This window comes from Nocardia acididurans (assembly GCF_016741815.1).
GTDB classification, from domain to species: domain Bacteria; phylum Actinomycetota; class Actinomycetes; order Mycobacteriales; family Mycobacteriaceae; genus Nocardia; species Nocardia acididurans.
Genome location: NZ_JAERRJ010000012.1, coordinates 139,029 through 158,877 on the forward strand (window position 1 = coordinate 139,029; position 19,849 = coordinate 158,877).

Consider the following 19,849-nt stretch of genomic DNA (forward strand, 5'->3'; position numbering starts at 1 on the left):
TATTTCGATTAGAAACACCCGGTTCGAGGGTCGCGTGTAATCGGCGTCACAACGGCGGGCGGTCCCGTTCAGTGAGATGACAAAACACCAGGTCGGATGCCACAACGACCGGTAGCCCCGCACCGGGTGGTGCGGGGCTGCGGCCGGAGTCGCGCCGCCGGTTCGCGGCAGCGGCGCGGCTCAGATCTCCTTGCGCATCTGCGCCGTCAGCGGCTTCATGTAGCCGGAGCCGAGCAGGCGCTGCATCCAGTTCATGGCCTTGGCGTCGGTGCCGATCAGGATGAGCGGCTTGTTCTTCCGGATGCCGTTGAGGATGGTCCGGGCGCACTGCTCCGGACTGGTCTTGGCCAGCCGGTCGAAGTTCGAGGCCAGCTCGTCGCGGTTGCGGTTGGCGGAAGCGCGTGCCTTCCAGGCGATTTCGGTCTTGATCATGCCCGGGTGCACCGAGGAGACGCCGACATTGTTGCCCGCGATGATCATCTCCTGGCGCAGCGCGTCGGTGAAGGCGCGCATGGCGAACTTCGAGGAGCTGTAACCACTCTGGCTCGGGCAGGCCACCAGACCGAACATCGACGACACATTGGCGATGTGCCCTTCACCGGAGGCGACGACATGCGGCAGGAACGCCTTGGTGCCGTGTGCGGTGCCCCAGAAATTGATGTTGAAGATCCACTCGAAGTCTTCCCAGGTGACGTCTTCGATATTGGCGGTCAACGAGACACCGGCATTGTTGATGACGATATTGACCTTGCCGAAATCGGAGACGACCTCCTCGGCGTGCGCGTAGACGGCGGCGCGGTCGGTCACGTCGAGCTTGTAGGCGCGAGCCTGCACGCCCTCCTTCTCGCACAGCGCCGCGGTCTCGGCGACACTGTCCAGGTTGCGGCCGGACAGCGCGAGATGTGCTCCGTTGCGGGCCAATTCGATCGCCAGCGCGCGACCGATACCGGCGCCCGCACCGGTGATGACGGCGACCTTGCCGTGGAAGTCCTTCATGGGCTTATTCCTTGTCTCGCAACAGGTTGCGGGGTGGGGGGAAGGGGGCTGCGCCCCCTGGAACCCCCGCTCTTACTGGGTGGTGAAGCCGCCGTCGGCGATGAATTCCGACCCGGTGCTGTAGGAGGAGTCGTCGGAGAGGAGGAACAGCACCAGGTTGGCGAGCTCCTCCGGCGTGCCCGGCCGCGAAATCGGCTGATTCGCGGCGATATTCGCCGAGCGCGCGGACGCCGCGACCATCTCGGTGGCCACGATGCCCGGATGCACCGAGTTGACGCGGATGTTGTCGGCGGCGAACTCCTGCGCGGCGGTCTTGGTCATCCCGCGCACGGCCCACTTGGAGGCCACATAGCCGAGGATGTTGGAGTAGCCGATCAGCCCGCCCGTGGACGAGATGTTGACGATCGACCCGACGCCCGCGCGCCGCATGGACGCCACCACGGACTTCATGCCGAGGAAGACGCCGAGCTGGTTGACGTCGATCACCTTGCGGTAGTCGGCTTCCGACAGCTTCTCGATCGGATCCACGTGCACGATGCCCGCATTGTTGACCAGGCCGGTGACCGGGCCGAAATGATTCTCGGCGGTGGCCACGACGTCGAGCCACGCCGCCTCGGAGGTCACGTCGAGTGGCAGAAACAGTGCGCTGGAACCGATTTCGGCGGCCAGCGCCGCACCCTCCTCGGCGAGCACATCGGTGATGGTCACCTGCGCACCCTCGGCGGCGAGTTTGCGCGCGAAGGCCGCGCCCATCCCCCGCGCGCCGCCGGTGACGATCACATGTTTGGCGTCGACCCGTCCCATATCAGTTCTCCTCGAGATCGGCGAGGTGGTTGGCGGCGATATAGCCGAACACCATGGCGGGGCCGATGGTCGCGCCCGCGCCGGCGTAGTCGTTGCCCATGACGGCGGCCGAGTTGTTGCCCGCCGCGTACAGGCCCGCGATGACATCGCCCTGGTCGTTCAGCACGCGGGCGTGCTCGTCGGTGACCAGGCCGCCCTTGGTGCCGAGATCGCCGGGCACCATCTCGACCGCGTAGAACGGGCCGCGCTCGAGCGGGGCCAGCGTCGGATTCGGCTTGACGGTCGGGTCGCCGTAGTAGCGGTCGTAGGCCGAGTCGCCGCGCAGGAAGTCCTCGTCGCGGCCCTTGCGCGCGAAGCCGTTGAACCGCTCCACGGTGGCGGCCAGCTTGTCGGCGGGAAGGCCCACCTCGGCGGCCAGTTCGGCGAGGGTGTCGGCCTGCTTGATGATGCCCGCGTCGAAATACTTCTGCGGCAGCGGTCGCTTGGGGAAATTGCCCAGGAACAGATACCGGTCGCGGAAGTTCTGGTCGAAGATGAAATGCGCCGGAATGCTGCCGGGCACCTTCTGTTCCTCGGCGTACATGGTGTGCACGACGTTCACGTACGGCGCGGATTCGTTGACGAAGCGTTCGCCATTGGCGTTCACCACGATCGCGCCCGGCTGCGAGCGCTCGGCCAGCATGAAGAACGGCGGCCCGTCGGGGTTGCGCACCGAGGGGCCCCACCACGCGTCGTCCATGAGATCGACCGCGGCACCGGCCTTCTGGCCCGCGACAATGCCCTCGCCGACATTCTCCGTCGCGCCGACGGTCCACGCGGTGTTCTGCGGGCCGTCGATGTACTGCTTGCGCATCTCCAGGTTGTGCTCGAAGCCGCCCGCGGCCAGCACCACACCACGGCGCGCCTTGATCACCACGGACCGGCCCTCGTGCTCGGCGCGCACGCCGACCACGGTGTCGCCCTCGGTGATCAGTTCGGTGAGCGGGGTGTTCAGCCACACCGGCACACCGGCGTCACGCAGCGACAGCCACAGCCGCGCCGCGAGGGCCTTGCCGAGGCTCAGCGGCTTCGCGCCCTTGAGCAGGTTGAGCGCGGTCTTCGCACCCACCTTCATGGCGGTCTTCTTACCCGCCCAGGTGCGCGCGATCATGTTCAGATCGTGGAAATCGCTGACGGTGATGGCGATTCCCTTGGGTGCGGACATGGTCGGCTGGTTGATCTTGTGCAGATCGCCGCCCAGCAGGCGGCCGTCGATCGGCCTCGGTTCGATACTGCGGCCCTGCGCCAACCCGCCCGGGTACTCCGGGTGGTAGTCGGAATAGCCGCGGTCGTACACGAAATCCCAGTGCGCGGACCGCGCGCCGAGGTAGTCGAACATGGCCGGGCCGTTGTCCAGGAAAGCGCGCTGCTTGGCCTCCGGAACCCGGCCTCCCACAACGGCTTTCAGATAGGTGCGGGCCAGCTCCGGACTGTCCGGCACCCCGGCCGCGCGCAGCACGGGATTGTTCGGCACCCAGATGCCGCCGCCCGAGCGCGCGGTGGAGCCGCCGAACAGGCGGCTCTTCTCGATGAGCGTGACCGACAGGCCACGGTAGGCGGCCGTCAGCGCGGCGGTCATACCCGCCGCACCGGAGCCCACGACGACGACGTCGAATTCGAATTCCATTGCGTTTCCTCAGTATCCGCAGCTGGTGAGCATGCCGCCGTCGACGACGAATTCGCCGCCGGTGCAGTAGCTGGAGGCATCGGAGGCCAGGAACAACGCCACCTCGGACACCTCCACCGGCTGACCCCAGCGCGGGATGGGCAGTTCGGAGAAGAAGCTGTTGCCGTCCACCCCGGAGGCGCCCGCCACGGCGGCGGTCATCGGGGTGGCGATACCGCCGGGATGCACGGAATTCACCCGGATACCCGAGTGCCCGAGCTCCCGCGCGGCCGACTTGGTGAGCCCGCGCAGCGCGAATTTGCTCGCGCTGTACGCGGATAGCCCGGCAGCGCCGACGAAGCCCTCGACCGAGGAAACGTTGACGATGGAACCCCCACCGGACTCGGTCATGGCGGGCGCGGCGGCCCGGATACCGAGGAAAGCACCGGTGACGTTGATGTTCTGGATGAGATTCCACTCGTCCAGGCTCATGTCCAGAATGCGCTTGAAGCGCAGGATACCTGCATTGTTGACCAGCACATCGAGCCGGCCGAACGCCTCGGTGGTCGCGGAAACCGCTGCGGTCCAGTCGGATTCGCTGGTCACATCGTGGTGCACGTAGCGCGCGGTGTCGCCGAGCTCGGCGGCGAGCGCCTTGCCCTCGTCGTCGAGCACATCACCGAACACCACCCGCGCGCCCTCGGCCACGAAGCGGCGCACATGCTCCGCACCCATGCCGCGAGCGCCACCCGTAACCAGCGCGACCTTCCCGTCCAGCTGTCCCACTCTGTGAGTCCTTCCGAAGCGTCGTCCCCACTTCTGGAACAGACCCTGCGCCGCGCCCGTCGCGCGGCGCAGGAGAGAGAAGTGGGGTGTTCCACCGACGCTAAGGCGATCGATTCAGGGGGGCACGGTGTGGTCCCGGCCACTGAGACATCCGAATGACCTCAGGTTATGGGTCCTGAACTATTCCAACTAGGCATAGCGGCAGGAGCCCTGATGAAGTTCTCGATGATCTTCGAAGCGCAGATGACCGATCCCACCGCCGAGCACGAGGCGCAGGTGCTGCGCGACTGCGTCGAACAGGCGGTGCTCGCCGATCAGGTCGGGTTCGACACGGTGTGGGCGGTCGAGCATCACGGGCTCAAGTGGTACGCGCACATGAGCGCGCCGGAGATCTTCCTGACCTGGGTGGCGGCCAGGACCGAACGGATCCGGATCGGGCACGGCGTGGTGTGCATGCCGTTCAACTTCAACCACCCGGTGCGGGCGGCCGAACGCGCGGCCATGCTGGACGTGCTCTCCGGCGGACGACTGAACCTGGGCGCGGGGCGCGGAGCGACCGCCGTGGAGACCTCCATGTGCGGGGTGGATCCCGACCGCACCTATCAGGAGGTCGAGGAATCACTGCGCATGATCGCCGCCGCCTGGCAGGATCCGGACGGCGAATTCGAGTACCACGGTGAGCTTCTGGATATCTCGCCGCACCACCTGCTGCCCCGGCCGGTGCAGCGACCGCATCCGCCGCTGTTCATGGCGTGCACCAAGAAGGACACGCTGAAACTGGCCGCCGACTACGGAATCGGCGCGCTGGTACTGGGTTTCGCGGGGGTCGAGGAGATCGCCGAACTGCGGCGGATCTACGACACCGCGATTGCCGAGCGCACCGGGGAGCGGTTGGTATCCACCGTGGTCAACGATCATTTCGCGGCGCTGTGCCCGACCATCGTGCTCGACGATCGCGAGCAGGCCCGGCAGATCGGGGCGCGCGGGCAGCGCTTCTTCGCGCAATCCATCAAGTACTACTACGGCGCGGGACCGGTGCCCGACGAAGCCGTGGACCCGACCGCCGACGCCGTCGCCGAGATGCGGGCCGCCGCCGAGGAGCACGTGGCCTATCTGCACGAGGCCAGGATCCCCGTGAAGACCGGGGCCACAGCGATTTTCAACACCGAACACGCCTACGGCAACGCCGACGACGCCATCGCGTACGTGGAACGGCTCCAGGAGGCGGGCGCGGACGAGATCCTGTGCCTGATCCAGATGGGCACCGTGCCGCAGGAGGCGTGCCTCGAAACCATCCGTCAGTGGGGCGAAAAGGTCATCCCACATTTCCGCGCGAAGTAGAAGGAACTCCGAATGACTGATCTGACAGGCAAAGTCGCCCTGATCACCGGCGCGGCCCGCGGGCAGGGCGCGGCCGAGGCGCGGCTGTTCGCCGAGCGCGGCGCGCAGGTGGTCATCACCGACGTGCTGGAGACCGAGGGCAAGGAACTGGCCGAATCCATCGGCGCGGCAGCACGATTCGTGCGCCACGACGTCACCGACGCGGACAGCTGGAATGCCGCTGTGGCCGAAGCGGTCTCGTCCTTCGGCAAGCTCGACGTGCTGGTCAACAATGCCGCCATCTACACCATGAAGCCGCTGGTGGAGACGAGTGCCGAAGAGCTGGAACGGATTCTGAAGGTGAATCTGGTCGGCGCGTTCCACGGCATCAAGGCCGTCATCCCCGCCATGACCGAGGCCGGCGGCGGGTCCATCGTCAATATCTCCTCGCAGGCCGGGCTCGAGGGGCTGATGAACCACTCCGCCTACGGCTCCTCCAAGTGGGGTCTGCGCGGCCTCACCAAGATCGCTTCGCTGGAGCTGGGCCCGCAGCAGATCCGGGTCAATTCGGTGCATCCCGGCCCCATCGCCACCCCGATGGTGCCCTACCTGACCACCGGTCCCGGCAGCTTCCCCACCCTGCCGCTGGAGCGCACCGGCCTGCCCGAGGAGGTCGCCGAACTCGTCGCCTTCCTCGCCTCCGACGCCGCCGCCTACATCACCGGCGCGGAGGTCACCGTCGACGGCGGCCTCGCCGCGGGCAAATTCATCCCCCGGAACATGCAGTAGCACAGCAGGATTCACGGCCCGCCGCGAATCCGGCGGGCCGACGAGGGCCGGAAGGAATTCGCAATGCCCCTCTCCCCCGAATGGCGGGCCTTCACCGACGCCGCCACCGCCGCCTTCCCCGAACTCGGCACCAAGGTGGTCGACGCCACCGAGGCGCGGGCCTTCCTGGCAGCCCGGCCCGTCGCCGCCGTCGAACCGATTCCCGTTGCGGGCGTGGAGGAATGGCTGGTTCCCGGCCCGGTCGACGCACCCGAGGTGCCGGTGCGGCTGTACCGGCCGCTGGACGCCGAGAAGACACCCGGCGTCGTGGTCTTCTATCACGGCGGCGGCTTCGTGCTGTGCAATCTCGACAGCCACGACCGGTTCTGCCGCACCATGGCCAATGCGGCGGGCGTCATCGTCGTCTCCGTGGACTACCGCCGCGCTCCCGACGCCCGCTTCCCCGCCGCGGCCGCCGACGCGTACGCGGTACTGCGCTGGGTCGCCGACCATGCCGAATCCCTGGGCGGCGATCCGGAACGCCTCGCCGTGGCCGGAGACAGCGCGGGCGGCAACCTGGCCACCGTGGCCGCCATCCAGGCCCGCGACAACGGCGGACCCGATATCGCCTTCCAGATGCTGCTGTACCCGATGCTGGACCCGGCCTGCGACAGCGGCTCCTACACCGAGAACGCCGACGGCTACTTCACCACCGCCGCCCAATTGCGTTGGTACTGGCGGCAATACCTCACCGCCGAGACCGACGCCGCCGATCCGCTCGCCAACCCGATGATCGCCGACCTGACCGGACTGCCGCCCGCCTACATCGCCACCGCGGAATTCGATCCCCTGCGCGACGAGGGCGAGACCTACGGCCGGCTGCTGCGCGACGCGGGCGTGGAGGCCGAGATCCACCGGTGGAACGGCACCATTCACGGCTTCATGTCGATGGCCTGGCATCTGCGCGAAACTCAGCGCGCGAATAACGCGGCATTCGGCGCATTGCGCCGGTCATTGGCCAGATCCCATTCCGAAATGGGCTGACCTGCAGAAAGTCACATTATTCTGAATTTGTGGCAACCCTCACCAACTGCTAACGCTTTTTTGTGACAGCCGAAGTCCTTTTGGTACTCATAGCTGTCCGTTATCAAGTGTGCTTGGAGAGTGTTTTGCGCAAGTTCTCGCGTTTCGTCTCGATTGTGTCGCTGTCGATCATCGCGGCGGCGCCGGTGAGCTTGGTGAATACCGCGGCGCACGCCGAACCGAATTCCACTGTGAATGCAGTGAATTCACCGCTCACCGAATCGGAGAAGGCCGAGCTGATTCAGCTCTCGAATCCGGCGACACTGCATGATCTGCACGACGGACAGGACCGCATCGAGCGGATCGCGCGGATCCTGGTGGACCGCCACGACCGGCGCGGCATCTTCGCCGTCTTCTATCGCAATATCCTGCGCGACGCGAACCCGCTGCTGGACGCGGGCGACTTCGACGATCCGGCGTGGGCGCGCCGGGTCAGCTTCGCGTTCTTCCACTCCTACCTGGAGAACCTGCACGGGCACCTGACCGGCGGCGCGGTGACGCCGAGCTGGCAGCGGTACTACAGCTTCGCGGCCGATCCGAGCCGCAGCGCGGGCCGGGTGGCCGCGGCGGGCCTGGACGCGCACCTGCTCATCGACTTCCCGCAGGCCGTCGCCGACACCGGCACCCAGCTGCGCAACACCCGCGACTTCTTCGCCATCGGTGATTCGCTGATCGGCACCACCACCGCGATCACCGACGAGCTCGCCGCGGTGTACGGGGCGAAGCTCGGCGACTTCTTCCACCTGTATTTCGTCGGCAGGGTCGGCGACCGGGTCCTGGGTGACGGCAGCACCAGCTACGTCATGTTCCAGGGCGTGCGCAGCACCTCGCTCACCTCCGGTATCGCCATGCAGAATCCGGTCACCGATATGCCGGCCGTCGCCGGGATGCATTCGCTCTACGACACCGCCGAAACCGTCTTCGACGGACTGGAATTCACCGGATTGATCTGAGCCGACTACTGCCGCCGGGCCGCCGGACCGTCTAGCATCACCCTGGTTCATCTGTTTGAAACAATGGGGATTCTCTTGTCGGTCACACGCTTTGGCGGTATCGCCGCCGTATCCATTGCCTGCACCCTGGGCGCAACCGGAATCGCGGAGGCCGCACCGCAGTATTACGGGGCCATCGCACTCTCGCGCCTGCAGAACCGGGCGATCACCGTCACCGATCAGCAGAGCAAGGTATCGGCCGATGCCGCCGCCATTCGCGACTGCGACTTCTACGACTGCGAAATCGTGCTGCGCTTCAGCAACGGCTGCGCCGCGATAGTCCAAGGCGCGGACGGGAAGTGGGGGTGGGCCACCGGCGGCACCCGCGAGGAGGCCGAGCAGATCGCGGTGGCGAGCCTCGGGGAATCCAACCCGCCCTTCCCCGATCTCGGCAGCGCCACCGCGCGGGCGGCGAGCGTCGTCGCCTCCACCTGCACCAAGAACGCGGGCTAACGCTGGTAGCGGGCCTCGTAGGCGGCGCGTTCGGCGGCGCGGCGCGAGGCCCGCGCCGGATTCTCCAGATCCTGCGGGAAGCCGTGCTTGGCCAGGCGGTAGCCACGGTTCATCGGCATGTAGGCGACGATGTAGAACACGGCCAGCAGCACTGCCAGCAGGATCATCGAACCGCGCAGCCACAGTTCCCCGGGGAACAGCAGGAACAGCGCGAAGATCGGGGTCAGCGGGACCAGCCCGCGCACGATATGCCTTGGCACAGCCCAGTTTCCGGTGAGGTCGTTGCGGACCCACTCGCGCATGGAGTCCGGCAGGCGGCCGCCGCAGGCGTAGCCGAGCCACTGAAGCGGGTTGGGGCGCTTCATTGTCCGGCTCCCGTCTGCGGCAGCACCGAGCGGCGGGCCGCGTCGTTCACGCGGGTGAGCACCTCGCGCAATTCCTCCAGATCGGCCAGGCTCACGCCCAGGCGCTGTACCACGGCGGGCGGGATCTGCTCGGCCTCCGTGCGCAGGGCGCGGCCCGCCTCGGTCAGATCGACCACCAGATTGCGTTCGTCGTGGCTGTCCCGGTGGCGGGTGATGAGACCGGCGGCCTCGAGCCGCTTCAGCAGCGGGGACAGGGTGGGCGAATCGAGCTGGATGGCCTCGCCGATGGCCCGCACCGACATCGGGGCCTCACCCCACAGGGCCAGCATGACCAGGTACTGCGGATGGGTCAGGCCCATCGGTTCCAGCAGCGGGCGGTAGACGGCCAGCACCGCGCGATTGGCCACCGCCAGCGCGAAGCAGACCTGCCGGTCCAGCCGCAGCGGGTCGTCGATATCCGGTTCCACGGGCCACCCTCCTCGATCATCGTTAGCCCGATAATAGTTAACGCACTAACGATTAGCCCGCAAAGGGGTGCGTATTTCCGGTCACATCCGACCGCTCGACACCGTGGGATGTGACCGGATCAGCAGGTCAGACCGGAGAACGCAGTGAGACCGACAGATGCGTGCCGACCTTCTGCACGGTCTGGTTCACCTCGTAGGCCACCATGCCCAGATCGGCCGCCTCCCCCGCGAGCAGCGCCACACAGGCATTCGGACCGGCCGCCGTGATGAACAGAACCGCCTGATCGAGCTCGATCATGGTCTGGCAGACGCCGCCCACCTCGAAATGCCGGCCCGCCGTCCGCGCCAGACTGTGCATGGTCGAGGCCATCGCACAGAACCGCTCGGCATCGGCGCGGGTCAGACCCGCCGAACGACCCAGCAGCAGACCGTCGGCGGACAGAACCACCGCCGAGCGGACATCGGGCAGGCGGCCCAGCATCTCGTCCAATAGCCAATCGAGACTGTTCGCTGCAGTCATCTGTCACCCTTCGTGAATCGAATTCGGCTGAGCGGCAACTCAGGACGGACGATGACGTCCCCTGCGACTGCCGTACACGACCGCGGAGACGCGGTCACGGGCTTGCGCGGCACTGCGCTGCTTCGCGGACGGCTCCGGCTCGATCTCCGGAATCGGCTGCACCACAGCGGAATTGCGGGATCGGCGGGGCAGCGCGGGCCGTTCTCCGGGCGGCGGCAAGGCGCGATCGCCCCCGGCGGGCGGCGGGAACGGCGCGCGCAGGGCGGCGGCGGTGCGATGCCAGGTCTCCGGCACCGGCTCCGGATCCGGGGAAATCGGCTGCGGGCCGGTCGGATCCGATGCGGCGGCAGCCGCTGTGGAGCCGAGGGCGAGCGGCACCTGCGGCGCCGCGATCGGGTTGTCGCGCTGCGCCGCCAGGCGACCGCGCAGGGATTCGCGGCGCAGGAGAGCCGGTTCGCGGCGGAGCTCGGCGTCACGGTCGGGGTGGTCCGCCTCCGGCTCGGCCACCAGCGCGGAAGGAATGATCATGACCGCGCGGATGCCACCGTACACGGATTCGGTCAGCCGGACCGAGATACCGTGGCGGGCAGCCAGTTTGGCCACCACGAACAGGCCGAGACGGATATCGGCGGTCAAAGCCGCCACACTGAAATCCGGTGGGTGGGACAGCATCTCGTTGCGCTCGGCGATCTCCTCCGCCGACATGCCGAGGCCCTGATCCTCGATCTCCACGGCCACGCCCCGGCCGACGGCCGCGCCGAACACCTCCACCACCGAATTCGGCGGGGAGAAGGCCGTGGCATTGTCCATCAGCTCGGCCATGGCGTGGATGAGGTCGGCCACCGCCTTGCCCTCGATACTCACCTCGGGCAGGCGGCCGGTGCGAATCCTGCTGTAGTCCAGGCTTTCCGCGACCGCGCCGCGCACCAGATCCACCAGCGGCACCGGTTTGCGCCACCGGCGGCCGGGCTGCTCACCACCCAGAATGATCAGGTTCTCGGCATTGCGGCGCGCCCGGGTGGCCAGATGGTCGAGCTGGAACAGCAGGTCCAGCTGATGCGGGTTCTCCTCACCGCGCTCGGCCTCGTCCAGCAGAGCCAGCTGCCGGTGCACCACCACCTGGCTGCGATGCGCGATATTGAGGAACACCGCGTTCACACCCGCCCGGGTCTTGGACTCGGCCACCGCCGCGGAGACCGCCGCCAGATGCGCGCGGTCGAAAGCGGCTGCCACATGGCCGATCTCGTCCCTGCCGAAGGCCGGACCGGCCACCTCCTCGGCGGGATCCACCGGTTCACCCGCCCGCAGGCGGCGCATCAGCTCCGGCAGCCGGTTGTCGGCCAGCTCCAGGGTGTGCCGGTGCAGCAGACGGGTGCGCGCCACGAAACGATTGGCCAGCACCAGCGCGATCAGGAAGGCCAGCACCGCGATGGCGAGCACCGCCGCGCCACCGTAGAGCGAACCCAGCGCGGTATCCGAACCTCGTTCGCGCGCAATGGCATGCGCGGCATTGGTCTGCTGCTGCCACACCCGCATGAGGGTGTCGCGGGTGCGGACACCGGCGTCACGCCACTCGGCCACGGTGACCGGCAGCACGGTCTCGCCGCGCACCAGGGCCTCCTCGGCCGAGGTCAGCGTCTGCCAGTCCCGGCTCGCGGTGAGCGTCTGCAGGGCGGTCAGGCGCTCACCCTGCAGCAGGGTCATGGCGAAGGCGACCTCGCCGCGGTAATCGCCTATAGCACGGCCGATTTCGACCAGGGTGCGGGCGTCCGGGCCGCCGGTGGCCAGGGCGAAGGAACCCAGGGCGATGGTCAGCGACAGGCCCTCGGCGGCGCGCATGGCGGGGACCGAATAGGTGAGCTGGGCGCCGATGGCCGCGTCGGGGGCGACGCCGGCGGAATACATGGTCGCGGCCGGGCCGGTGCCGATGATGCCGCCGTACAGCGCGAACACCTGCTCCACCGGAATCTGCCGGGCGTCGATGCCGGAGCGGAAGAGCGGGAACTTCTCGTACAGTTCGCCGTAGCTCATCATCTGCTCGGCGTTGTTGCTCGTCAGACCGGCGGCATTGGCCTCGAGCAGGGTTCTGGCCGCGGCGGCCGCGGCATCGGTGCGGGCGCGGGTGCCCGCCAGGTCGACGGCCGTCGCCGGCTCACCGGCGAGATAGCGCAGTGAGGCCAGGCGCTCGTCCTGATACGCCTCGACCATCTCACGGCCAGGTTCGGTGGTCCGGGCGGCCAATTCCGCCCAATCCGCGGCTTCCTGACCGGTTCGCACCAGATATCCGGCGGCGCCGACGCCGATCACCAGCAGGGTGATGCTGGAAACGAGCACGATGGCCAGCAGCCGGGCGCGGACGCCCAGTCGTGAATAAGTCTTCCCGCGCAGCGTGCGCGTCCCTCCGGTAGGCCGTCGCAACGACTCGAACACGGACCCCCGCCCCCTTTTCCCGGCGGTGAAACGCTCCCGCCGGACTGGAGCGTAGCGGAAAAGGATGGTGCCGCAAATGAATACGCGATTGTTCCGAACGAAAACAGCTGCTCACGATGACGATCGCTGAATTGTTGCGGATTTCCGGATCCGAAACGCCCATACGGTCCCGAAGGCGCTATATGCACGAATCGCACGCGAAATAATGCGATGTCCGCACATTTTGCCCGTCTTGATGCTTGGATGCACGATGTGCTGAAGGGTAGCCGCCTCTTCCGGGCGGCACTTCGGAGCTGTGCCCTCCTTCTCTAATCCGCGTAGCAGACAGGAGATCAGTTCGATGACGCGCGCGATCCTCGCCGCCACCCTGGCGGCCGGTCTGGCCATGACGGCCGCCTGCGGCAGCGACGACGAGCGGGTGCCCAATGTGGCGACCGGGGACCGCTCGCTCACCATCGGCATCAAATTCGATCAACCCGGGCTGTCCGTCATGCAGGACAGCGGACTGCCCAAGGGCTTCGACGCCGACACCGCGCGCTACATCGCCGACAAACTGCACGTGAAACCCGAGAAGATCACCTGGAAGCAGACGCCCACCGACCAGCGCGAGAAGATGCTCACCGCGGGAGCGGTCGACTTCATCGTGGCCTCGTACTCCATCACCGCCGACCGGATGCGGCAGGTGTCCTTCGCCGGGCCGTATCTCGTTGCCGGACAGGACCTCCTGGTGCGCACCGACGAGAACGGGATCACCCGGGCCGAAGACCTCGACGGGCGCACCGTCTGCAGCGCGGAAGGATCCACCTCCGCCGACACCATCCGCAAGGACTTCTCCCCCGGCGCGAATCTCACCACGCGCGAGAACTATTCGGCCTGCGTGGACGATCTGCTCGCCGGACGGGTGGACGCCGTCAGCACCGACGACGTCATCCTCGCCGGATACGCCGCCCAGCATCCGGACCGGCTGCGGGTGGTCGGGCGGCCGTTCACCCGGGAGCGGTACGGGGTCGGGGTCAAGAAGGGGAACACCGAACTCCAGGGCCAGATCACCTCGGCCCTGCAGGAGATGATCGCCGACGGGTCCTGGCAGCGCTCCATGACCGTCAACCTGACACCGTCCGGATATCGGCCCATGCCCGCGCCGGCCGTCTTCAACGCACCGGACAAGCAGGTCGCCGCCGGAAACATCACCGAACTCGACCCCGAACTCGTGCGGGCCGTCGACCAGGTCGCCGACCTGGCCAACAAGCAGGACTGGGAAGCCTTCAGCCGGCTCACCTGCGCGGAGACCACCGACGCCATCGACCGGTTCCTCATGCAGTACACCCCGCAGTACGACGAGAACCTCGGCGCCGAGGCCAAGGACACCACCTTCACCTTCACCATCAACGGCATCAGCCAGGTCGGGCCCGATACCGCTACTTTCCTTGCCCGCGAAACCTTTTCGAAGGTGCCCGACAAGTACAAGCAGTACTTCAAGGACATCGACTACACCGGCACCATGAACCGGCGCGACGGCGAGTGGAAACTGTGCGCCCTCGCCGCCGACTTCGTCGAACCCTGAATTCCCTTGTCACCCAATCTGTTCACAGTGAGGAGATCGGATCGATGAAACGTGTCTTCCGCACGGCCGCGGTCACGGCCGGTCTGGTACTCGCCTCCTGCGGACAGGAGCCCAGGCCCGACACCGCCGCTCCCGAACCGCCGCCGCGCACCCTCACCGTCGGCATCAAATTCGACCAGCCCGGACTGTCCACCCGCGCCGCGGACGGCAAACCCGAGGGCTTCGACGTCGACACCGCCGTCTACATCGCGGGCAAACTCGGCGTGCGACCCGAACACATCACCTGGCGCGAAGCCCGCTCCGACCAGCGCGAGAACCTGTTGAGCTCCGGCGCGGTCGATTTCGTGGTGGCCTCCTACTCCATCACCGCCGGACGCCAGCAGCTGGTCTCCTTCGCCGGACCGTATCTGCTTGCCGGACAAGACCTCCTGGTGCGCCAGAGCGAACGCTCCATCACCCGCCCAGAAGACCTCAACGGCCGAACCGTCTGCACCGCAGAGGGATCCACCTCCGCCGAGAAGATCCGCCGCAGCTTCGCCAAGAGCGTCCAGCTCACCACCCGCGACACCTACGCCCAATGCGTCGCCGACCTCATCACCGGCACCGTCGACGCCGTCACCACCGACGACGTCATCCTCGCCGGCTTCGCCGCCGAACACGTCGGCACCCTCAAGGTGGTCGGCCACCGCTTCACCCGCGAACGCTACGGCGTGGGAATCCGCAAGGGCGACACCGACTTACAGGCCCGCATCACCTCCGCAATCCGCATGATGATCGCCGACGGCACCTGGCGGAAATCCATGGAGACCAACCTCTCCGCCACCGGCTACAAACCCTTCGCCGCCCCCCTGGTCTTCAACGCCCCCGACAAAGCCCTCACCCCCACCGACCCCACCACCCTCGACCCCGCCCTGCTCAGCGCCACCCGCGCCATAGCCGCCACCTCCAACGCCCGCGACTGGGAAGGCTTCCGCACCCTCGTCTGCCCCGAAACCGCCGACGCCATAGACGAAATAGTCACCCACTACACCCCCCAATACGACAAAACCCTCGCCACCGAAGTAAAGAACGCCGGCTTCACCAACACCGTCACCGGCGTAACCCAATCCGACCCCAACTCCGCCACCTTCATCTTCCACGAAGCCTTCACCAACGTCCCCGAGAAATACCGCCACTACTTCAAAGACATCGACTACACCGGCACCATGGTCCGCCGCAACGGCGAATGGAAACTCTGCTCCCTCGACGCCGACTTCGTCGAACCCTAACGGGGACAAAAGGGTTCAATCGGACAGCGTTGGCCGTATCGCCTCGAACACGAGTTCGAGACGATACGGTTCCGGCCATGTTCGAACTCACATCTCCCGAGGTCTCGTACATGGTCGGGCTGTTCCAGACCGATGGAACGCACTCCGGCAGCACTGCCGGTAAGGGTCGGTTGACGCTCGAGATCTCGATTCGCGATGCCGACCTGCTGCCACGACTTCAGCGTCATCTACCATGCTGTTCATCCATCGGAAGCCGAGTTCGCGACACCAACTTCAAGACTGCGTATGTCTCGCAACGGCTTAACGTCTATGACCAGGATGTACGTGCATTCTTTGAGCAGTGCGGAGTACCGACTGGAAAGAAGTCCGCTGAGATCCGTCCTCCTGCTGCCATCTACTCCAGACCCGACTACCTTCGCGGAATAATCGATGGAGACGGATCAATCGGATTCACCGCCCAGGGGTATCCGTTCATCAGCCTCGTCACCGCGAGCCCCTATATCGCGCAGCACTTCTGCGCCGAAGTGCGTGCGGTCTGCGGCGTCACACGCACCGCACGACGAAACAAGCGTGACAGCGCGTTCAACATCATGGTGACCAACACGTCAGCCGTTGCACTCGCCCGATGGTGCTATCCATCAGGCTGTCTGGCCATGCGACGGAAGCGGATCGCCGCACGCGCAGTTCTCGAATGGCAACCGCCACACTCCGGCTTCGGGCGGCAGCAAACAGCATGGACACCCGAAGAGGACGCCATGCTGGCAGGTCGATCGATCAAGGAATCGGCACAGTTGCTGGGGCGAACCGAGCAGAGCGTGAATCTGAGACGGTGGCGGCTCCGAAATTCGGGTGCGCTCAATGGGCCGTGATCCCTACGGTTGAGGTGATCAGAGAGAAAGAGGAAGGACCGGACGATGTTTCCCGTCGAGCTGCGCGGAGCGAAGGCGCAGACACTCATGTGGGCCCACGAGCACGAGATCGAAGCGGTTGCGCTGCAGCAACTTCGGAATATCTCACGGCTGGAATGGGTGCATGGTGTCCGAGTCATGCCCGACGTGCACCTCGGAAAGGGTGCCACGGTCGGGTCTGTCATCGCCATGAAGGATGCGGTCGCGCCTGCCGCGGTGGGTGTCGATATCGGATGCGGTATGGAGGCGGTCCGTACTTCAATGACCGCTTCGCAGTTGCCCGACGATCTCCGCTCGCTGCGATCTCGAATTGAAGCGGCCGTGCCCGTGGGGTTCTCGGTACACAAGGAACCGGTGGACACCCTTCGGCTGGAGGCCGAGATGTACGGTCAGCGAGCAGCGGGGACGACACGGCGAGCCGGATGGGATCGGTTCTGGAAGTCGTTCGGTTCGCTGCATCCCGGCGTTCAGCCGCTGGAATCCAAGGCGCACAGGCAGATCGGCACTCTTGGAAGCGGAAATCATTTCCAAGAATTGTGCATTGATACCGAACAGCGTGTGTGGATCCTGCTGCACTCCGGGAGCCGGAATATCGGGAAGGAGCTCGCGGAGCGGCATATGGCTATCGCGCGGGCGCTGCCGCACAACCAGAATCTGGTGGATCGGGATCTGGCTGTGTTCCTGGCCAAGACTTCGGAGATGGACGCTTATCGGCGGGATTTGATGTGGGCGCAGGAGTATGCGGCTCGGAATCGGGCTGTGATGCTGGCGCTCGTGTGCAAGGCCGTGCGGGAGGAGTTCGCGGGGGTGGAGGTCGGGTTCGATGAACCCATCAGCTGCCACCACAACTATGTCGCCGAAGAGGTCATCGATGGGATTCCCATGCTGGTGACGCGCAAGGGCGCGGTGCGGGCAGGTGAAGGGGATCTGGCGTTGATTCCGGGGTCCATGGGGACACGGTCGTATGTGGTTCGCGGGAAGGGGAATCCGGCGTCGTATCAGTCGGCTTCGCATGGGGCGGGGCGGCGGATGAGCCGGAACGCGGCCAAGCGGCAGTTCACGGTGGCCGATCTCGTGGCGCAGACCGAAGGGGTCGAGTCGCGGAAGGACATCGGCGTGCTGGATGAGATTCCGGCGGCGTACAAGGACATCGACGCGGTGATCGAGGCGCAGGGGGATCTGGTGGATGTCGTGGCTACGCTGCGGCAGGTGCTGTGCGTCAAGGGGTGAGGCGCAGGGGTCGGCGGTGGCGAAGGCTGCCGCCGGCTTTTGCGTTGGGGGGTGCGAAGGTGCCGCCGCGGGGTCGGGTGTCGGTGGCGTGAGGCACGATGGAGCGCGTGACCTCGACCGATTCCGACACCATGACCTCTGGCCCCGGTGACCTGCGGGAGGATGCCGAACGGCTACTGCGGGAGCTGGCCGGGCCGGAGGCCCGGCTGCGGGAGGATCAGTGGGTTGCCATCGAGGCGCTGGTCGTGCAGGGGCGGCGGGCGCTGGTGGTGCAGCGCACGGGGTGGGGCAAGTCGGCGGTGTACTTCATCTCGGCGAAGCTGCTGCGGGCGCAGGGGCGGGGTGCGACGGTGATCGTTTCGCCGTTGCTGGCGTTGATGCGGAATCAGGTGGCCTCGGCGGAGCGGGCGGGAGTTGTTGCGGCGACCATCAATTCGGGGAATGTGACCGAGTGGGACGAGATTCACGCGCAGGTCGCGGCGGGGGATGTGGATGTACTGCTGGTCAGTCCGGAGCGGTTGAACAATCCGGATTTCCGGGATGCGGTGCTGCCGAAGCTGGCTGCGGATGCGGGGCTGGTGGTGATCGACGAGGCGCACTGCGTCTCCGATTGGGGGCATGACTTCCGGCCCGATTACCGGCGGATTCGGACGCTCATCGCGGATCTGGGGTCCGATGTTCCGGTGCTGGCCACGACGGCGACGGCCAATGATCGTGTGGTGAGCGATGTCGCGACGCAGATCGGGACGGACACGCTCGTGCTGCGCGGAAGTCTGGATCGGGAGTCGCTGCATCTGGCGGTCGTGCGGATACCGGACGCTGTCGAGCGGACGGCGTGGCTGAGCAATCATCTGCGGGAGCTGCCGGGGTCCGGAATCGTGTACGCGCTCACCGTCGCGGCCGCGCAGGATCTGGCCGACGTGCTGAACTCGCACGGGCACAAGGTCGCCGCGTATACGGGGCAGACCGATCCGGCCGAGCGGGAAGCGCTCGAGGCCGCGCTGCTGAACAACGATGTGAAGGCGTTGATCGCGACATCCGCACTGGGGATGGGGTTCGACAAACCCGACCTCGGATTCGTGGTGCATGTGGGAGCGCCGTCGTCGCCCATCTCCTATTACCAGCAGGTGGGGCGTGCGGGGCGTGGCACCGAGCGCGCCGAGGTGGTGTTGCTGCCGGGGCCGGAGGATCGGCAGATCTGGAGTTATTTCGCCTCGGTCGCGTTCCCGCGTGAGCATGTGGTGCGGTTGGTGCTGGAGAACCTGGATTTCGATCGCGCCATGTCGACGGCCGCGCTGGAACCGCTGGTGGAACTCAATCGCTCCCGGCTCGAGATGGTGCTCAAGGTCCTCGACGTGGACGGGGCGGTCAAGCGTGTGCGCGGCGGGTGGATCGCCACCGGGGAACCGTGGGTGTACGACACCGAGCGGTACGAGCGGCTGAACGCGGCGCGAAATGCCGAGCAGCACGCCATGATCGACTATCAGGCCACCGGCGAGTGCCGGATGAACTTCCTGCGGCGGCAGCTGGACGATCCGGGGCTGACGGCCGACTCCCCCGGCTGCGGGCGATGCGACAACTGCACGGGCACCCGGTTGGACACCGCGGTCGACGCCGAAGCACTCAGTGCCATCCGCACCCGGCTGGATCGGCCGGGCATCGATCTCGCACCGCGCAAACAGTGGCCGACCGGCATGGCGAAGCTGGGAATCTCGCTGTCCGGCAAGATATCCGACGGTCCGGAGACCGGGCGGGTGCTCGGGCGGCTCAGCGATCTCGGGTGGGGGCAGCGGCTGCGGGCCCTGCTGGACGCACCCGATGGGCCGGTGCCGGAGGAAGTGTTCCGCGCCTGCACAGTCGTACTGCGGGAATGGGATTGGACGCAGCGACCCACCGCCGTCATGGCCATGGACGCCGCGACGCATCCGATCCTCGCCGCCTCACTGGCCGCGCGGCTGGCACAGGTCGGACGGCTGCGGGATCTCGGCGTGCTGCGACTGCGGCCCGAGTTGCCGCCCGTCTCGGCGGCCAACTCCGCGCACCGGGTGGCGGCGCTGCACAATGCCTGGGAGACACCGCATCTCACCGATCTCGACGGACCGATCCTGCTGGTCGACTCGCTCACCGACAGCGGCTGGACCCTGACCATGGCGGCACGGACACTACGGGCGGCGGGTGCACTGGCGGTGCTGCCGTTCGCGCTGGCCACACCCTCCTGACCACGGTCACAGAGTTGGCGGTCGCTTCGCC

Annotated in this window: 18 protein-coding genes; 10 read left to right on the forward strand and 8 right to left on the reverse strand. The window is 66.8% G+C overall.

Going from position 1 to position 19,849, the window contains the following annotated elements; all coding sequences use genetic code 11:
- Positions 1-180: 180 nt before the first annotated feature.
- The 4 genes from JK358_RS29300 to JK358_RS29315 all read right to left on the reverse strand — a co-directional run bounded on the left by JK358_RS29300 (position 181) and on the right by JK358_RS29315 (position 4,231).
- Positions 181-996, reverse strand: a complete 816-nt coding sequence (locus tag JK358_RS29300; RefSeq protein WP_201954007.1) for an SDR family NAD(P)-dependent oxidoreductase — start codon at positions 994-996, stop codon at positions 181-183.
- Positions 997-1,068: 72 nt separating this feature from the next.
- Complete coding sequence (locus JK358_RS29305) at positions 1,069-1,800, reverse strand: SDR family NAD(P)-dependent oxidoreductase (RefSeq protein WP_201954010.1); 732 nt, start codon at positions 1,798-1,800, stop codon at positions 1,069-1,071.
- 1 nt (position 1,801) lies between these two features.
- Positions 1,802-3,466 carry a 3-oxosteroid 1-dehydrogenase gene (gene kstD / locus JK358_RS29310; protein ID WP_201954013.1) on the reverse strand — a complete coding sequence of 555 codons (1,665 nt, stop codon included), beginning with the start codon at positions 3,464-3,466 and terminating at the stop codon, positions 1,802-1,804.
- A gap of 9 nt (positions 3,467-3,475) precedes the next feature.
- Positions 3,476-4,231: a glucose 1-dehydrogenase gene (locus tag JK358_RS29315; protein ID WP_201954014.1), complete on the reverse strand. Its 756-nt coding sequence runs from the start codon at positions 4,229-4,231 to the stop codon at positions 3,476-3,478.
- A gap of 213 nt (positions 4,232-4,444) precedes the next feature.
- On the opposite strand from JK358_RS29315, the gene JK358_RS29320 reads away from it, so the two are divergent.
- The 5 genes from JK358_RS29320 to JK358_RS29340 all read left to right on the forward strand — a co-directional run bounded on the left by JK358_RS29320 (position 4,445) and on the right by JK358_RS29340 (position 8,847).
- The gene (locus JK358_RS29320; protein WP_201954016.1) at positions 4,445-5,572 is read left to right on the forward strand and encodes an LLM class flavin-dependent oxidoreductase; all 1,128 of its coding nucleotides are present in this window, start codon (positions 4,445-4,447) and stop codon (positions 5,570-5,572) included.
- Between the two features lie 12 nt (positions 5,573-5,584).
- On the forward strand, positions 5,585-6,340 hold the full coding sequence (locus tag JK358_RS29325; protein WP_201954018.1) for an SDR family NAD(P)-dependent oxidoreductase: 756 nt from the start codon (positions 5,585-5,587) through the stop codon (positions 6,338-6,340).
- A gap of 63 nt (positions 6,341-6,403) precedes the next feature.
- Positions 6,404-7,363, forward strand: coding sequence for a LipP1 family hormone-sensitive lipase (lipP1, locus tag JK358_RS29330; RefSeq protein WP_201954020.1), 960 nt, complete (start codon positions 6,404-6,406; stop codon positions 7,361-7,363).
- A gap of 113 nt (positions 7,364-7,476) precedes the next feature.
- Positions 7,477-8,355 carry a DUF5995 family protein gene (locus JK358_RS29335; RefSeq protein WP_201954022.1) on the forward strand — a complete coding sequence of 293 codons (879 nt, stop codon included), beginning with the start codon at positions 7,477-7,479 and terminating at the stop codon, positions 8,353-8,355.
- Between the two features lie 75 nt (positions 8,356-8,430).
- Positions 8,431-8,847, forward strand: coding sequence for a DUF4189 domain-containing protein (locus tag JK358_RS29340; protein ID WP_232852098.1), 417 nt, complete (start codon positions 8,431-8,433; stop codon positions 8,845-8,847).
- Here the strand turns inward: JK358_RS29340 and JK358_RS29345 are convergent.
- The 4 genes from JK358_RS29345 to JK358_RS29360 form a co-directional block, all read right to left on the reverse strand.
- Entirely contained in the window at positions 8,844-9,212 is a 369-nt protein-coding gene (locus JK358_RS29345) for a DUF5313 family protein (protein WP_201954028.1), read from the reverse strand. The two genes, JK358_RS29340 and JK358_RS29345, sit on opposite strands and share 4 nt — an antisense overlap.
- The gene (locus JK358_RS29350; RefSeq protein ID WP_201954031.1) at positions 9,209-9,679 is read right to left on the reverse strand and encodes a MarR family winged helix-turn-helix transcriptional regulator; all 471 of its coding nucleotides are present in this window, start codon (positions 9,677-9,679) and stop codon (positions 9,209-9,211) included. Before JK358_RS29350 ends, JK358_RS29345 begins: the two co-directional genes overlap by 4 nt.
- A gap of 127 nt (positions 9,680-9,806) precedes the next feature.
- Positions 9,807-10,199, reverse strand: a complete 393-nt coding sequence (locus JK358_RS29355; protein ID WP_201954034.1) for a roadblock/LC7 domain-containing protein — start codon at positions 10,197-10,199, stop codon at positions 9,807-9,809.
- Between the two features lie 39 nt (positions 10,200-10,238).
- Positions 10,239-12,629: a sensor histidine kinase gene (locus JK358_RS29360; protein ID WP_201954037.1), complete on the reverse strand. Its 2,391-nt coding sequence runs from the start codon at positions 12,627-12,629 to the stop codon at positions 10,239-10,241.
- Positions 12,630-12,969: 340 nt separating this feature from the next.
- Between JK358_RS29360 and JK358_RS29365 the strand changes: the two genes are divergently transcribed.
- The 5 genes from JK358_RS29365 to JK358_RS29385 all read left to right on the forward strand — a co-directional run bounded on the left by JK358_RS29365 (position 12,970) and on the right by JK358_RS29385 (position 19,818).
- A complete protein-coding gene (locus JK358_RS29365) occupies positions 12,970-14,193 on the forward strand; it encodes a glutamate ABC transporter substrate-binding protein (protein WP_201954041.1) in 1,224 nt (407 codons plus the stop codon).
- A gap of 44 nt (positions 14,194-14,237) precedes the next feature.
- Positions 14,238-15,461, forward strand: coding sequence for a glutamate ABC transporter substrate-binding protein (locus JK358_RS40150; RefSeq protein WP_201954047.1), 1,224 nt, complete (start codon positions 14,238-14,240; stop codon positions 15,459-15,461).
- Between the two features lie 77 nt (positions 15,462-15,538).
- A complete protein-coding gene (locus JK358_RS29375) occupies positions 15,539-16,330 on the forward strand; it encodes a hypothetical protein (RefSeq protein WP_201954050.1) in 792 nt (263 codons plus the stop codon).
- A 45-nt stretch (positions 16,331-16,375) separates the two neighbouring features.
- Entirely contained in the window at positions 16,376-17,599 is a 1,224-nt protein-coding gene (locus JK358_RS29380) for an RtcB family protein (protein ID WP_201954053.1), read from the forward strand.
- Between the two features lie 98 nt (positions 17,600-17,697).
- The gene (locus tag JK358_RS29385) at positions 17,698-19,818 is read left to right on the forward strand and encodes a RecQ family ATP-dependent DNA helicase (protein ID WP_201954056.1); all 2,121 of its coding nucleotides are present in this window, start codon (positions 17,698-17,700) and stop codon (positions 19,816-19,818) included.
- The last annotated feature ends 31 nt before the right edge of the window (positions 19,819-19,849 follow it).

What these genes read in the sequence shown, in the direction of transcription:
- JK358_RS29355 (WP_201954034.1), bottom strand. Translation starts at nt 10,199, where the DNA reads ATGACTGCAGCGAACAGTCTCGATTGGCTATTGGACGAGATGCTGGGC.
- kstD (WP_201954013.1), bottom strand. Translation starts at nt 3,466, where the DNA reads ATGGAATTCGAATTCGACGTCGTCGTCGTGGGCTCCGGTGCGGCGGGT.
- JK358_RS29365 (WP_201954041.1), top strand. Translation starts at nt 12,970, where the DNA reads ATGACGCGCGCGATCCTCGCCGCCACCCTGGCGGCCGGTCTGGCCATG.
- lipP1 (WP_201954020.1), top strand. Translation starts at nt 6,404, where the DNA reads ATGCCCCTCTCCCCCGAATGGCGGGCCTTCACCGACGCCGCCACCGCC.
- JK358_RS29305 (WP_201954010.1), bottom strand. Translation starts at nt 1,800, where the DNA reads ATGGGACGGGTCGACGCCAAACATGTGATCGTCACCGGCGGCGCGCGG.
- JK358_RS29345 (WP_201954028.1), bottom strand. Translation starts at nt 9,212, where the DNA reads ATGAAGCGCCCCAACCCGCTTCAGTGGCTCGGCTACGCCTGCGGCGGC.
- JK358_RS29380 (WP_201954053.1), top strand. Translation starts at nt 16,376, where the DNA reads ATGTTTCCCGTCGAGCTGCGCGGAGCGAAGGCGCAGACACTCATGTGG.
- JK358_RS29300 (WP_201954007.1), bottom strand. Translation starts at nt 996, where the DNA reads ATGAAGGACTTCCACGGCAAGGTCGCCGTCATCACCGGTGCGGGCGCC.
- JK358_RS29320 (WP_201954016.1), top strand. Translation starts at nt 4,445, where the DNA reads ATGAAGTTCTCGATGATCTTCGAAGCGCAGATGACCGATCCCACCGCC.
- JK358_RS40150 (WP_201954047.1), top strand. Translation starts at nt 14,238, where the DNA reads ATGAAACGTGTCTTCCGCACGGCCGCGGTCACGGCCGGTCTGGTACTC.
- JK358_RS29325 (WP_201954018.1), top strand. Translation starts at nt 5,585, where the DNA reads ATGACTGATCTGACAGGCAAAGTCGCCCTGATCACCGGCGCGGCCCGC.
- JK358_RS29385 (WP_201954056.1), top strand. Translation starts at nt 17,698, where the DNA reads ATGGAGCGCGTGACCTCGACCGATTCCGACACCATGACCTCTGGCCCC.
- JK358_RS29375 (WP_201954050.1), top strand. Translation starts at nt 15,539, where the DNA reads ATGTTCGAACTCACATCTCCCGAGGTCTCGTACATGGTCGGGCTGTTC.